Genomic DNA, 13,374 nt, shown 5'->3' with positions numbered 1-13,374 from the left:
ACGATGGGCCAGCCGGTGGCCAGCAGGGGTCATGCGGCGACACCGACCCTCGGGAAGGCCATGCTGAACAAGTACGCGCGTGCATTCTTCACGCGTGTCCTCACACCGTTCGCCGCGTTTCTCATCCGGCTGGGCGTCAGCCCCGACGCCGTCACGCTCATCGGCACCGCCGGTGTGGTCGCGGGCGCGCTGGTCTTCTACCCCATGGGCGAGTTCTTCTGGGGCACGATCGTGATCACACTCTTCGTGTTCTCCGACCTCGTCGACGGCAACATGGCCCGCCAGCTCGGCCGCTCCAGCCGCTGGGGCGCCTTCCTGGACTCCACGCTCGACCGGGTCGCCGACGGCGCGATCTTCGCCGGCTTCATCCTCTGGTACGCCGGGGGCGGCGACGACCTCGTCCTGTGCGCCGTCTCGATCTTCTGCCTGGCCAGCGGCCAAGTGGTGTCGTACACCAAGGCCCGCGGCGAGTCGATCGGTCTGCCGGTCGCCGTCAACGGGCTCGTCGAGCGGGCCGAGCGGCTGGTGATCTCGCTCGTCGCGGCCGGGCTCGCGGGCCTGCACGGGTTCGGTGTGCCCGGCATCCAGTATCTGCTGCCCGTCGCCCTGTGGATCGTCGCCGTGGGCAGCCTCGTCACGCTGATCCAGCGGGTCGTCACGGTCCGCCGGGAGTCGGCCGAGGCCGAGGCCGCCGCGCAGGACAATGAAGGCGAGCAGCACAACGCCTCTCACGGGAGCGAGGCGGCCACGTGAGCGCGCAGGACCGGCTGACGGACACGCTGTACGGCCTCGGCTGGAGCACCGTCAGGAAGCTCCCCGAGCCGGTCGCCGTACGGCTCGGGCATGCCATCGCCGACCTCGCCTGGAAGCAGCGTGGCAAGGGCGTACAGCGCCTGGAGAGCAACTACGCGCGCGTGGCGCCCGACGCCGGCCCCGAACGGCTGGCCGAGCTCTCCCGCGCGGGCATGCGCTCCTACCTGCGCTACTGGATGGAGTCCTTCCGGCTCCCCGCCTGGAGCAAGGAGCGGATCAAGGCCGGTTTCGACCCCAAGGACATCCACAACCTCACCGAGGGCATGGCCGCGGGCAAGGGCGTCATACTCGCCCTCCCGCACCTGGGCAACTGGGACCTCGCCGGCGCCTGGGTCACCACCGCGCTGGGCATCCCGTTCACGACCGTGGCCGAGCGCCTGAAGCCGGAGACGCTGTACGACCGGTTCGTCGCCTACCGCGAGAGCCTCGGCATGGAGGTCCTGCCGCACAGCGGCGGAACCGCCTTCGGCACCCTGGCCCGGCGGCTGCGCGACGGCGGCCTGGTCTGCCTGGTCGCCGACCGCGACCTGTCCGCCTCCGGCGTCGAGGTCGACTTCTTCGGCGACACCGCCCGCATGCCGGCCGGACCCGCCCTGCTCGCCCAGCAGACGGGCGCACTGCTGCTCCCCGTCACTCTCTGGTACGACGACTCGCCCGTGATGCGGGGCCGCCTCCACCCACCGGTCGAGGTGCCCGAGTCAGGCACCCGCGCCGAGAAGACGTCTGTGATGACACAGGCGCTGGCCGACGTCTTCGCCTCGGGGATCGCCGACCATCCGGAGGACTGGCACATGCTGCAGCGTCTGTGGCTCGCGGACCTCGATCCAGCGAAGGGATCCACGTGAGGATCGGCATCGTCTGCCCGTACTCCTGGGACGTACCGGGCGGCGTCCAGTTCCATATCCGCGATCTGGCCGAGTACTTCATCCGCCTCGGCCACGAGGTCTCCGTCCTCGCCCCGGCGGACGACGACACCCCGCTGCCGCCGTACGTCGTCTCGGCCGGGCGCGCTGTGCCGGTGCCGTACAACGGCTCGGTGGCCCGGCTGAACTTCGGCTTCCTCTCGGCGGCCCGGGTGCGCCGGTGGCTGCACGACGGCGCGTTCGACGTGATCCACATCCACGAGCCGACCTCGCCCTCGCTGGGCCTGCTGACCTGCTGGGCGGCGCAGGGCCCGATCGTCGCCACGTTCCACACGTCCAACCCGCGCTCCCGGGCCATGATCGCCGCGTACTCGATCCTCCAGGCCGCCCTGGAGAAGATCAGCGCGCGGATCGCGGTGAGCGAGTACGCCCGGCGCACGCTGGTTGAGCACCTCGGCGGGGACGCGGTCGTGATCCCGAACGGCGTCGACGTCGACTTCTTCGCCGAGGCCGAGCCCAAGGCCGAGTGGCAGGGCGACACAATAGGGTTCATCGGGCGCATCGACGAGCCCCGCAAGGGACTGCCGGTCCTCATGAAGGCCCTGCCGAAGATCCTCGCCGCCCGCCCGCAGACCCGGCTGCTGGTCGCGGGGCGCGGCGACGAGGTGGAAGCGGTGGAGACACTGCCGGCCGAGCTGCGCTCCCGCGTCGAGTTCCTCGGGATGGTCAGCGACGAGGACAAGGCGCGCTTCCTGCGCAGCGTCGACCTGTACGTCGCCCCCAACACCGGCGGCGAGAGCTTCGGCATCATCCTCGTCGAGGCCATGTCCGCCGGCGCCCCCGTCCTCGCCTCCGACCTGGACGCCTTCGCGCAGGTCCTGGACCGGGGCGAGGCCGGCGAACTGTTCCCGAACGAGGACGCCGACGCCCTCGCCGACGCGGCCGTCCGGCTTCTGGACGACCCGGATCGGCTCGCGGAACTGCGCGAGCGGGGGAGCGCCCATGTGCGGCGCTTCGACTGGTCGACCGTCGGCGCGGACATCCTGTCCGTCTACGAGACGGTGACGGCGGGCGCGGCGGCGGTGGCCGAGGACGACCGGGTGACCGGCTTGCGGGCCAGGCTGGGGTTCGCCCGGGACTGAAGCCGGACGGACTGCTTCCTCTCGGGCCGAGCCGAAGGGCGGCTCGGCGGGGGCGGGGTGAACCGGGATGCCGGTCGGGCCGCTAGCCTTGCCGCCCGTGACCACCACTCTCATCTGGATCGCCGTCGCCCTGGTCGCGATCGGGCTGTACCTGAGCTGGACCGCCGGCCGGCTCGACCGTCTCCACGCCCGGATCGACGCCGCCCGGGCCGCCCTGGACGCGCAGCTGCTGCGCCGGGCCTCGGTGGCGCAGGAACTGGCGACATCGGGGGTCCTGGACCCGGCCGCCTCGATCGTGCTCTACGAGGCCGCGCACGCCGCCCGTCAGGCGGAGGAGGAACAGCGGGAGGTCTTGGAGAGCGAGCTGAGTCAGGCACTGCGCGCCGTGTTCGCCGAGTCCGCGCAGGTGGAGGCGGTACGCGAGGCGCCCGGGGGAGAGGAGGCGGCGCGGGAGCTCACCGAGGCCGTCCGCAAGGTTCCGATGGCCCGGCGCTTCCACAACGACGCCGTACGGGCGGCCCGGGCCCTGCGCAGGCACCGCAAGGTGCGCTGGTTCCGGCTGGCCGGTCACGCGCCCTTTCCGATGGCCTTCGAAATGGACGACGAGCCTCCGGCGGCTCTGGTGGACCGGGCCGCCTAGACCTTTCTGCTTGAGTTCAGGGTTGGCGAATCGGATTGCTGTGCGGAACTCGAAATTCGGAGGTGCTGTGCTGCCGATTCAGGCTCTGGTCGGCACCGTCCTGCATGCCGTCGTCATCGACGACCCTCTTCATCGGGGATCGGTCCATGGCTGACGGATTCATCCGCTGGTACCGGGAGTCGGGGGCCACGTCGGTCTTCGCCGAGCAGGTGCGGCTCTTCGAGGCACACGGCATCGGGCTCGTGCACCCGGTGAGAGGCGCGGCCGTGGTGCTCGACGTCGAGGGCGACCAGGTCCTCATGCGTCCGGAGGAGTTGGGTCACCTCCTGGGCATGCGTATCGCGTCCGTCACGATGCAATGGTGGTTCTCCGCGGACATCGACGTCGTCGATTCCTACTCGTACGAACCGCTCGGCTGCGAGATCCAGACGCTCTGGCTGGACGGCCTCACACCGGAGCAGGCCGACACGGTCGAGGCAGCCGTCGTCGCGGCGGCGACGGGACTTTCGACGCCGGCCCGCGCCGTGATCGTCGACCGGCGGGGAGAAGGTGACCCTGATGACTGGGACTCGGCCGTGCTCTACGAAGGGGAGAGGCTGCCGGTCGTCCGGGACCGGATGCTGGTACGCGAACCGCTCACGGCCAGGCTCCTGAGGTCGTCGCCGGAGCCGATGAGTATGAAGACCGGGGCAGGTCTGACCGTGATCTCTCCCGCCCGTCCGCTCTGACATCCGGCTGTCCAGCCAGCGGCACGAGCCGGAAAAAGAATCCACCGGCTTCCCATTGGCCCTTGCTGTGGCCTGCTCCCCTCACGTTTCCTCGGTGCTGCACAAAACCCCTCTTTCCCAGCAGCGAGGTCACCCGTGTCCATCTCCGAAAACCAGGCTCCCGAGACCGGTACCGCCCGTGTGAAGCGCGGCATGGCCGAGCAGCTCAAGGGCGGCGTCATCATGGACGTCGTCACGCCGGAGCAGGCGAAGATCGCCGAGGACGCGGGCGCCGTCGCCGTCATGGCCCTGGAGCGGGTCCCGGCCGACATCCGCAAGGACGGCGGCGTGGCCCGCATGTCCGACCCGGACATGATCGAGGGCATCATCGGCGCCGTCTCCATCCCGGTCATGGCCAAGTCCCGCATCGGCCACTTCGTCGAGGCCCAGGTCCTGCAGTCCCTCGGCGTCGACTACATCGACGAGTCCGAGGTCCTCACCCCGGCCGACGAGGTCAACCACAGCGACAAGTTCGCCTTCACCACCCCCTTCGTCTGCGGCGCCACCAACCTGGGCGAGGCCCTGCGCCGCATCGCCGAGGGCGCCGCGATGATCCGCTCCAAGGGCGAGGCCGGCACCGGCAACGTCGTCGAGGCCGTGCGCCACCTGCGCCAGATCAAGAACGAGATCGCCCGCCTGCGCGGCTACGACAACAACGAGCTGTACGCCGCCGCCAAGGACCTGCGCGCCCCGTACGAGCTGGTCAAGGAGGTCTCCGAGCTGGGCAAGCTCCCGGTGGTGCTGTTCTCCGCCGGCGGCGTCGCCACCCCGGCCGACGCGGCCCTGATGCGCCAGCTCGGCGCCGAGGGCGTCTTCGTCGGCTCCGGCATCTTCAAGTCCGGCGACCCGGCCAAGCGCGCCGCCGCCATCGTGAAGGCCACCACCTTCTACGACGACCCGAAGATCATCGCGGACGCGTCCCGCGACCTCGGCGAGGCCATGGTCGGCATCAACTGCGACACCCTCCCCGAGACCGAGCGCTACGCCAACCGCGGCTGGTAAGGCAGAGGAACCCATGAGCGACACCCCCGTCATAGGCGTCCTGGCCCTCCAGGGCGACGTACGGGAGCACCTCGTCGCCCTGGCCGCGGCCGATGCCGTGGCCAGGCCGGTGCGGCGCCCCGAAGAGCTCGCCGAGGTGGACGGCCTCGTCATCCCCGGCGGCGAGTCCACCACCATCTCCAAGCTGGCCGTCCTGTTCGGCCTGATGGAGCCGCTCCGCGCGCGCGTGCGGGACGGCCTGCCCGTCTACGGCACGTGCGCAGGCATGATCATGCTCGCCGACAAGATCCTCGACCCGCGCTCGGGCCAGGAGACCATCGGCGGCATCGACATGATCGTGCGCCGCAACGCCTTCGGCCGGCAGAACGAGTCCTTCGAGGCGGCCGTCGACGTCGAGGGCGTCGAGGGAGCCCCGGTGGAGGGCGTCTTCATCCGCGCCCCCTGGGTCGAGTCCGTCGGTGCCGCGGCCGAGGTGCTCGCCGAGCACGACGGCCATATCGTCGCGGTCCGCCAGGGCGTGGCTCTGGCCACGTCGTTCCACCCGGAACTGACCGGCGACCACCGTGTGCACGGCCTGTTCGTGGACATGGTGCGCGCGAACCGTACAGCCGAGTCCTTGTAGGATTCCTGCGTTCGTTGCTGAGATGGGTTACGCGAAGGAGACAGGCAGATGTCCGGCCACTCTAAATGGGCTACGACGAAGCACAAGAAGGCCGTGATCGACGCCAAGCGCGGCAAGCTCTTCGCGAAGCTGATCAAGAACATCGAGGTCGCGGCCCGGATGGGCGGCGTCGACATCGAGGGCAACCCGACTCTCTACGACGCGATCCAGAAGGCCAAGAAGCAGTCAGTTCCGAACAAGAACATCGACTCCGCGGTCAAGCGCGGTGGCGGCCTCGAGGCCGGCGGCGCCGACTACGAGACGATCATGTATGAGGGCTACGGCCCGAACGGCGTCGCCGTGCTCATCGAGTGCCTCACCGACAACCGCAACCGCGCCGCCTCCGACGTGCGCGTGGCCATGACCCGCAACGGCGGCTCCATGGCCGACCCGGGCTCGGTGTCCTACATGTTCAGCCGCAAGGGCGTCGTCATCGTCCCCAAGGGGGAGCTGAGCGAGGACGACGTCCTCACGGCCGTCCTGGACGCGGGCGCCGAGGAGGTCAACGACCTCGGCGAGTCCTTCGAGGTCATCAGCGAGGCCACCGACCTGGTCGCGGTTCGCACCGCTCTCCAGGAGACCGGGATCGACTACGACTCCGCCGACTCCAGCTTCGTGCCGTCCGTCCAGGTCGAGCTGGACGAGGAGGGCGCCAAGAAGATCTTCAAGCTGATCGACGCGCTCGAGGACAGCGACGACGTGCAGAACGTCTTCGCCAACTTCGACGTCAGCGACGAGGTCATGGAGAAGGTCGACGCGTAACGCTGCCGCGCGCCGCGAGTCTCGGCGGGCCGGTGGGACACGTCCCACCGGCCCGCCGCTGTTGTCAGTGCCAGCGGATAGCCTGGCGGCAGTCAAAGATCACCGTCCACGGACCGTAACCATCAATTGAGGAACCCCGACGGTGCTCAGCCAGGTCCGCGAGAGCGGCGGCGGTTCAGCCGCAAAGAGGGGAGGGCGCGCGTGCGCGTGCTGGGGGTGGACCCGGGACTGACCCGGTGTGGTGTCGGCGTGGTCGAGGGCGTCGCCGGACGGCCGCTCACGATGATCGGCGTCGGCGTCGTCCGGACATCGGCGGACGCCGACCTCGGCCACCGCCTCGTCGCCGTCGAACAGGGCATCGAACAGTGGCTGGACGAGCACCGGCCGGAGTCCGTCGCCGTCGAGCGCGTCTTCAGCCAGCACAACGTCCGTACGGTGATGGGCACCGCCCAGGCCAGCGCCGTCGCCATCCTGTGCGCCTCGCGCCGCGGGATCCCCGTGGCGCTGCACACCCCGAGCGAGGTCAAGGCCGCCGTCACCGGCAGCGGCCGGGCCGACAAGGCCCAGGTGGGCGCGATGGTGACCCGCCTCCTCCGGCTCAGCGCACCGCCCAAGCCGGCCGACGCGGCCGACGCCCTCGCCCTCGCCATCTGTCACATCTGGCGCGCCCCCGCGCAGAACCGACTCCAGCAGGCCGTCGCCCTGCACACAGCCAAAGCACCGAAAGGCCGAACGACATGATCGCCTTCGTCAGCGGCGCGGTCGCCGCGCTCGCCCCCGATGCCGCGGTCGTCGAGGTCGGCGGCGTCGGCATGGCCGTGCAGTGCACGCCGAACACCCTGTCCACGCTCCGCGTCGGCCGCCCCGCCAAGCTGCACACCTCCCTCGTCGTACGGGAGGACTCACTGACCCTGTACGGCTTCGCGGACGACGACGAACGGCAGACCTTCGAGCTGCTCCAGACGGCGAGCGGCGTGGGACCGAGACTCGCCCAGGCCATGCTGGCCGTCCACACCCCGGACGCCCTGCGCCGGGCGGTCGCCACCGCCGACGAGAAGGCGCTCACCGCCGTTCCCGGCATCGGCAAGAAAGGCGCCCAGAAGCTGCTCCTGGAGCTGAAGGACCGGCTCGGCGAGCCGCTCGGCGCCCCGGCGGTCGGTGCGCCCGTCAGCACCGGCTGGCGCGACCAGCTGCACGCGGCCCTGATCGGCCTCGGGTACGCGACCCGGGAGGCCGACGAGGCCGTGACCGCCGTCGCTCCGCAGGCCGAGGCCGCCGAGGGTGCTCCACAGGTCGGCCAGCTGCTGAAGGCCGCCCTCCAGACCCTGAACCGCGCCCGCTGAACCCCACACACCGAGGCACATCATGAACTGGGACGACACGACCGACCCGACCGGCACCTCCGCCGCCGAGCGGCTCGTCGGGCCCGCCGCGGAGCGGCTGGTGGACTCTGTCGCCGACCGTGAGGACCAGGCTGTCGAGGCCGCCCTGCGCCCGAAGGACCTGGGCGAGTTCATCGGCCAGGAGAAGGTCCGTGAGCAGCTCGACCTCGTCCTGCGCGCCGCACGCGCGCGTGGCGCCACCGCCGACCACGTGCTGCTCTCCGGCGCCCCCGGCCTGGGCAAGACCACCCTGTCGATGATCATCGCGGCCGAGATGGAAGCCCCCATCCGCATCACCTCGGGCCCCGCCATCCAGCACGCCGGCGACCTCGCGGCGATCCTCTCCTCCCTCCAGGAGGGCGAGGTCCTCTTCCTCGACGAGATCCACCGCATGTCCCGGCCCGCCGAGGAGATGCTGTACATGGCGATGGAGGACTTCCGCGTCGACGTCATCGTCGGCAAGGGCCCGGGAGCCACCGCCATCCCCCTGGAGCTGCCCCCGTTCACCCTGGTCGGCGCCACCACGCGCGCGGGGCTGCTGCCGCCCCCGCTGCGCGACCGCTTCGGCTTCACCGCCCACATGGAGTTCTACGAACCGGCCGAACTGGAGCGGGTCATCCACCGCTCGGCCCACCTCCTGGAGGTCGAAGTCGTTCCGGAGGGCGCCGCCGAGATCGCCGGCCGCTCCCGCGGCACCCCCCGCATCGCCAACCGCCTGCTGCGCCGCGTCCGGGACTACGCCCAGGTCAAGGCCGACGGACTGATCACCAAGGACATCGCGGCGGCCGCCCTCGCCGTCTACGAGGTGGACGAGCGCGGCCTCGACCGCCTCGACCGAGGTGTCCTGGAAGCCCTGCTCAAGCTGTTCGGCGGCGGCCCCGTCGGCCTGTCCACGCTCGCTGTCGCGGTGGGGGAGGAGCGTGAGACGGTGGAAGAGGTCGCCGAGCCCTTCCTGGTACGGGAGGGCCTGCTGGCCCGCACCCCGCGCGGCCGGGTCGCCACGCCCGCCGCATGGGCACATCTCGGCCTCACCCCGCCCCGCTCCCAAACCGGTGGAAAGGGACAACAGGACCTGTTCGGGGCGTGACGGCGCCGTCACCGTTCCGGGACGGCGAGGCCAGTGGCCGCAGCAGGAACCCCGGTGCCATGCTGAGCGTTGTTCCATGCGCGCGGACTCGCTTAGACTCCGCCGATGCCGTCTTTGTCGGCGGCGTACATACCCCCAACCATCTGGCCGCTCACAGCGCGGTCGTGTGAAGGAAGTACCGACCGTGAGTCTCCTGACCCTCCTCCCGTTCATTGTGCTCATCGGGGCCATGTTCCTCATGACCCGGTCGGCCAAGAAGAAGCAGCAGCAGGCCGTGGACATGCGGAACCAGATGCAGCCCGGCAGCGGTGTCCGCACCATCGGGGGCATCTACGCCACGGTCAAGGAGGTGAACGAGGACACCGTCCTCGTCGACGCCGGCCCGGGTGTCGAGCTCCTCTTCGCCAAGAACGCCATCGGTGCCGTACTCAGCGACGACGAGTACAACCGCGTCGTCCACGGCATCGAGCACGACCTGAAGTCCGACGCCGACATCGTCCCGGACGACGCCTCTTCCCTCACCGAGACCGACGACTCCGCCGCCGACGCCGGCGCTGACGACAAGGCCGTCGACCTCGGCAAGAAGGACGCGGCCGACGAGCCGGCCGGCGGCGACGCCCCGGCCGATGACACCCCGGCCGCCGAGGCGAAGACGGACGCAGAGCCGAAGAAGACCGACGGCGGCTCCGAGGCGAAGTAGTCGTGTCCCGGGGTGCGCGGGCCCGGCCCGCGCACCCCGGGACACGCCCAGCTCGCACGGAGTCCCGACACCATGTCATGGCCGCCCGTCCGCCGATCCGGAGCGAGGTGGCCCGAGAGGGAGTACGAGAAGGTGGCCACACCTAAAAAGGGCCGGAGCGCGAGCACCCAGAGCAAGCCGGGTCGCTCGCTGGTCCTGATTCTGATCGCCCTCGTGGCGCTCACCGGTGGGATGTTCGCTTCGGGGCACACGAAACCACGTCTCGGCATCGACCTGGCCGGCGGCACGAGCATCACGCTCCGCGCGGTCCCCGAAGCCGGCAACGAGGCGGCCATCAACAAGACCAACATGGACACCGCCGTCTCCATCATGGAACGACGGGTCAACGGTCTTGGCGTCTCGGAGTCCGAGGTCCAGACACAGGGCCGGGAAAACATCATCGTCAACATCCCCAAGGGGACGAACTCCGAGCAGGCCCGCAAGCAGGTCGGCACCACCGCCAAGCTCTACTTCCGCCCGGTCCTCACCACCGAGGTCTCCGGCGGCAAGGGCACGGCCAGCCCCTCCCCGAGCCCCACCGGCAGCCCCTCGGACAAGCCGTCCGGCAAGGCCACCGACAAGCCCGAGGCCACCGACAAGAACTCCGCCTCCCCGTCGGCCACCCCCACCACGCAGGGCCGCGCGGTCACCGACGCGCTGAAGGCCGACGCCACCCCGTCGGCGAGCGCCTCGGACGACAAGGCCAAGGCCAGCCCCTCCCCGTCGGCGAGTGGAGGCTCCGCCGAGGCCGAGGCGAGCGCGCTGCAGGCGAAGTACGCCAAGCTCGACTGCACCGATGAGAAGACCCGCTCCACCGTGGGCGACGGCGTCAAGGCCTCCGAGATGACCCTGGCCTGCGGCAAGAACTCGCAGGGCCAGTGGCAGAAGTACATCCTCGGCCCCGCCGAGGTCGACGGCACGGACGTCGACAAGGCTCAGGCCACTCTGGACACCCAGAGGGGCGCGGGCTGGACGGTCCAGATGGACTTCACCGACGGGGGCGCCAAGAAGTTCGGCGACATCACCGGCAAGCTGGCCCAGAACCAGCCGCCGCAGAACCAGTTCGCGATCGTCCTGGACGGCGACGTGGTCTCCGATCCGTCCGTCAAGGAGGCCTTGACCAGCGGAAACGCCGAGATCTCCGGAAACTTCAACCAGCAGTCCGCTCAGGAACTGTCCAACATGCTGAGTTACGGCGCGCTGCCACTGACCTTCAAGGTCGACAGCATGACGACCGTGACCGCGGCGCTGGGTGGCGACCAACTGCAGGCCGGACTGATCGCCGGCGCCATCGGTCTCGCGCTGGTCGTCATCTACCTGCTGGCGTACTACCGCGGTCTGTCGTTCATCGCGCTCCTCTCGCTGCTGGTCTCCGCGGCCCTCACCTACACGCTCATGGCCCTGCTCGGCCCGGCCATCGGCTTCGCGCTGAACCTGCCGGCCGTGTGCGGCGCCATCGTCGCCATCGGCATCACCGCGGACTCGTTCATCGTGTACTTCGAACGCGTCCGTGACGAGATCCGCGAGGGCCGCTCCCTGCGCCCCGCCGTCGAGCGGGCCTGGCCGCGCGCCCGGCGCACCATCCTGGTCTCCGACTTCGTGTCGTTCCTCGCCGCCGCGGTGCTGTTCGCCGTCACCGTGGGCAAGGTCCAGGGCTTCGCGTTCACGCTCGGCCTGACCACCCTGCTCGACGTGGTCGTCGTGTTCCTCTTCACCAAGCCGCTGCTGACACTGATGGCCCGCCGCCCGTTCTTCGCGAACGGCCACAAGTGGTCCGGCCTCGACCCGAAGAGCCTGGGTGCCGAGCCGCCGCTGCGCCGTACCCGCCGCCCCGCCGCCCCCGCCGACCCGAAGGAGGCCTGAGATGTCGAAACTCGGCAACCTCGGCGCCCGACTCCACCGCGGCGAGGTCGGCTACGACTTCGTCAAGAACCGCAAGATCTGGTACGGCGTCTCCATCCTGATCACCATCCTGGCCATCGCCGGCCTGGCGGTGCGCGGCCTGAACATGGGCATCGAGTTCCAGGGCGGCGCAGTCTTCAACACCCCGAAGAACACCAGCGCCTCGGTGTCCCAGGCGGAGGAGTACGCGGAAGAGGCCTCCGGCCACGACGCGATCGTCCAGAAGCTCGGCGACGGCAGCATGCGTATCCAGGTCGCGGGGATCGACACCGACGCGGCAAACAAGATCAAGAACACGCTCGCCGACGACCTCAAGATCGACACGGAGCAGATCAACGCCGAACTGGTCGGCCCCAGCTGGGGTGAGCAGATCGCCAACAAGGCCTGGCAGGGGCTCGGTATCTTCCTGGTCCTCGTGGTGATCTATCTGGCGATCGCCTTCGAGTGGCGCATGGCCATCGCCGCCTTCGTCGCACTGATCCACGACATCACCATCACGGTCGGCATCTACGCCCTCGTCGGCTTCGAGGTCACGCCCGGCACGGTGATCGGCTTGCTCACCATCCTGGGCTACTCGCTCTACGACACGGTCGTGGTCTTCGACAGCCTCAAGGAACAGACCAAGGACATCACCAAGCAGACCCGCTGGACCTACAGCGACGTCGCCAACCGCTCGATCAACAGCACCCTGGTCCGCTCCATCAACACCACGGTGGTCGCGCTGCTGCCGGTCGCGGGCCTGCTGTTCATCGGTGGCGGTGTCCTCGGCGCCGGCATGCTGAACGACATCTCGCTGTCGCTGTTCGTCGGTCTCGCCGCCGGCGCGTACTCCTCGATCTTCATCGCCACGCCGCTCGTCGCCGACCTCAAGGAGCGCGAGCCGCAGATGAAGGCCCTGAAGAAGCGCGTCCTGGCCAAGCGGGCCGCCAAGGGTGAGACGCCTCAGACGGAGACCGGGGACGAGGCCTACGCCGACGAGCCCGAGGACGTCGCTCCGGCTGTCGTCGGCCCGCGCAACCAGCCCGCGTCCCGCAACCGCGGCCGGGGCCGCCCCTCGGGGAAGCGCCGATGACCGACATCAAGGAACTGCTGCTCAGCCGCATCAGGGACGTGGCCGACTACCCGGAGCCGGGCGTGATGTTCAAGGACATCACCCCGCTCCTGGCGGACCCGGCGGCGTTCACCGCGCTCACCGATGCCCTCGCCGAGATCGCCGAGGAGGCCGGTGCCACCAAGATCGTCGGTCTCGAGGCGCGCGGCTTCATCCTCGGCGCCCCGGTCGCCGTCCGCGCCGGCCTCGGCTTCATCCCCGTACGCAAGGCGGGCAAGCTCCCCGGAGCCACCCTCGGCCAGGCCTACGACCTGGAGTACGGCTCGGCCGAGATCGAGGTGCACGCCGAGGACCTGGTCGCCGACGACCGCGTTTTGATCGTCGACGACGTCCTTGCCACCGGCGGCACCGCCGAGGCCTCGGTCCAGCTCATCCGCCGGGCCGGCGCCGAGGTCGCCGGTCTCGCCGTCCTCATGGAGCTCGGTTTTCTCAGCGGCCGGGCCCGTCTGGAACCGGCGCTGCGCGGTGCGCCGCTCAAGGCACTGCTCACGGTCTGACAAGCC

15 protein-coding genes are annotated in these 13,374 nt (G+C 70.1%); all 15 read left to right on the top strand.

What is annotated here, in order from left to right; all coding sequences use genetic code 11:
• The first annotated feature begins 3 nt into the window (after positions 1-3).
• The 15 genes from pgsA (at position 4) to ACQEV8_RS08140 (ending at position 13,368) form a co-directional block, all read left to right on the top strand.
• On the top strand, positions 4-753 hold the full coding sequence (pgsA, locus tag ACQEV8_RS08210) for a phosphatidylinositol phosphate synthase (protein ID WP_432972535.1): 750 nt from the start codon (positions 4-6) through the stop codon (positions 751-753).
• The gene (locus tag ACQEV8_RS08205) at positions 750-1,658 is read left to right on the top strand and encodes a phosphatidylinositol mannoside acyltransferase (protein ID WP_432958574.1); all 909 of its coding nucleotides are present in this window, start codon (positions 750-752) and stop codon (positions 1,656-1,658) included. The genes pgsA and ACQEV8_RS08205 overlap by 4 nt, the downstream gene beginning before the upstream one ends.
• The gene (locus ACQEV8_RS08200) at positions 1,655-2,818 is read left to right on the top strand and encodes a glycosyltransferase family 4 protein (RefSeq protein ID WP_432958572.1); all 1,164 of its coding nucleotides are present in this window, start codon (positions 1,655-1,657) and stop codon (positions 2,816-2,818) included. The genes ACQEV8_RS08205 and ACQEV8_RS08200 overlap by 4 nt, the downstream gene beginning before the upstream one ends.
• Before the next feature lie 97 nt (positions 2,819-2,915).
• On the top strand, positions 2,916-3,458 hold the full coding sequence (locus ACQEV8_RS08195) for a hypothetical protein (RefSeq protein WP_432958570.1): 543 nt from the start codon (positions 2,916-2,918) through the stop codon (positions 3,456-3,458).
• A 146-nt stretch (positions 3,459-3,604) separates the two neighbouring features.
• A complete protein-coding gene (locus ACQEV8_RS08190; RefSeq protein WP_432958568.1) occupies positions 3,605-4,186 on the top strand; it encodes a hypothetical protein in 582 nt (193 codons plus the stop codon).
• Between the two features lie 135 nt (positions 4,187-4,321).
• Positions 4,322-5,227 (top strand): pyridoxal 5'-phosphate synthase lyase subunit PdxS, encoded by a 906-nt coding sequence (pdxS, locus tag ACQEV8_RS08185; protein ID WP_432958566.1) that lies wholly within the window; start codon positions 4,322-4,324, stop codon positions 5,225-5,227.
• Between the two features lie 13 nt (positions 5,228-5,240).
• A complete protein-coding gene (gene pdxT / locus ACQEV8_RS08180; protein WP_432958564.1) occupies positions 5,241-5,849 on the top strand; it encodes a pyridoxal 5'-phosphate synthase glutaminase subunit PdxT in 609 nt (202 codons plus the stop codon).
• Positions 5,850-5,897: 48 nt separating this feature from the next.
• On the top strand, positions 5,898-6,650 hold the full coding sequence (locus ACQEV8_RS08175) for a YebC/PmpR family DNA-binding transcriptional regulator (protein ID WP_328337440.1): 753 nt from the start codon (positions 5,898-5,900) through the stop codon (positions 6,648-6,650).
• Between the two features lie 201 nt (positions 6,651-6,851).
• Complete coding sequence (gene ruvC / locus ACQEV8_RS08170) at positions 6,852-7,391, top strand: crossover junction endodeoxyribonuclease RuvC (protein WP_432958562.1); 540 nt, start codon at positions 6,852-6,854, stop codon at positions 7,389-7,391.
• Positions 7,388-7,993, top strand: coding sequence for a Holliday junction branch migration protein RuvA (gene ruvA / locus ACQEV8_RS08165; protein ID WP_432958561.1), 606 nt, complete (start codon positions 7,388-7,390; stop codon positions 7,991-7,993). The genes ruvC and ruvA overlap by 4 nt, the downstream gene beginning before the upstream one ends.
• Before the next feature lie 22 nt (positions 7,994-8,015).
• Positions 8,016-9,119: a Holliday junction branch migration DNA helicase RuvB gene (ruvB, locus tag ACQEV8_RS08160; protein ID WP_432958558.1), complete on the top strand. Its 1,104-nt coding sequence runs from the start codon at positions 8,016-8,018 to the stop codon at positions 9,117-9,119.
• Positions 9,120-9,303: 184 nt separating this feature from the next.
• Positions 9,304-9,819 carry a preprotein translocase subunit YajC gene (gene yajC, locus ACQEV8_RS08155; RefSeq protein ID WP_432958555.1) on the top strand — a complete coding sequence of 172 codons (516 nt, stop codon included), beginning with the start codon at positions 9,304-9,306 and terminating at the stop codon, positions 9,817-9,819.
• Between the two features lie 132 nt (positions 9,820-9,951).
• Positions 9,952-11,721 (top strand): protein translocase subunit SecD, encoded by a 1,770-nt coding sequence (secD, locus tag ACQEV8_RS08150; protein WP_432958553.1) that lies wholly within the window; start codon positions 9,952-9,954, stop codon positions 11,719-11,721.
• A 1-nt stretch (position 11,722) separates the two neighbouring features.
• Entirely contained in the window at positions 11,723-12,832 is a 1,110-nt protein-coding gene (secF, locus tag ACQEV8_RS08145; protein WP_432958550.1) for a protein translocase subunit SecF, read from the top strand.
• Positions 12,829-13,368, top strand: a complete 540-nt coding sequence (locus tag ACQEV8_RS08140) for an adenine phosphoribosyltransferase (RefSeq protein WP_432958548.1) — start codon at positions 12,829-12,831, stop codon at positions 13,366-13,368. Before secF ends, ACQEV8_RS08140 begins: the two co-directional genes overlap by 4 nt.
• Positions 13,369-13,374 lie beyond the last annotated feature (6 nt).

This window comes from Streptomyces sp. CA-179760 (genome assembly GCF_050937045.1).
Classification (GTDB): Bacteria; Actinomycetota; Actinomycetes; order Streptomycetales; family Streptomycetaceae; genus Streptomyces.
Note: the sequence above shows the minus strand (reverse complement) of the source record. Positions and strands in the feature narration are given on the sequence as shown.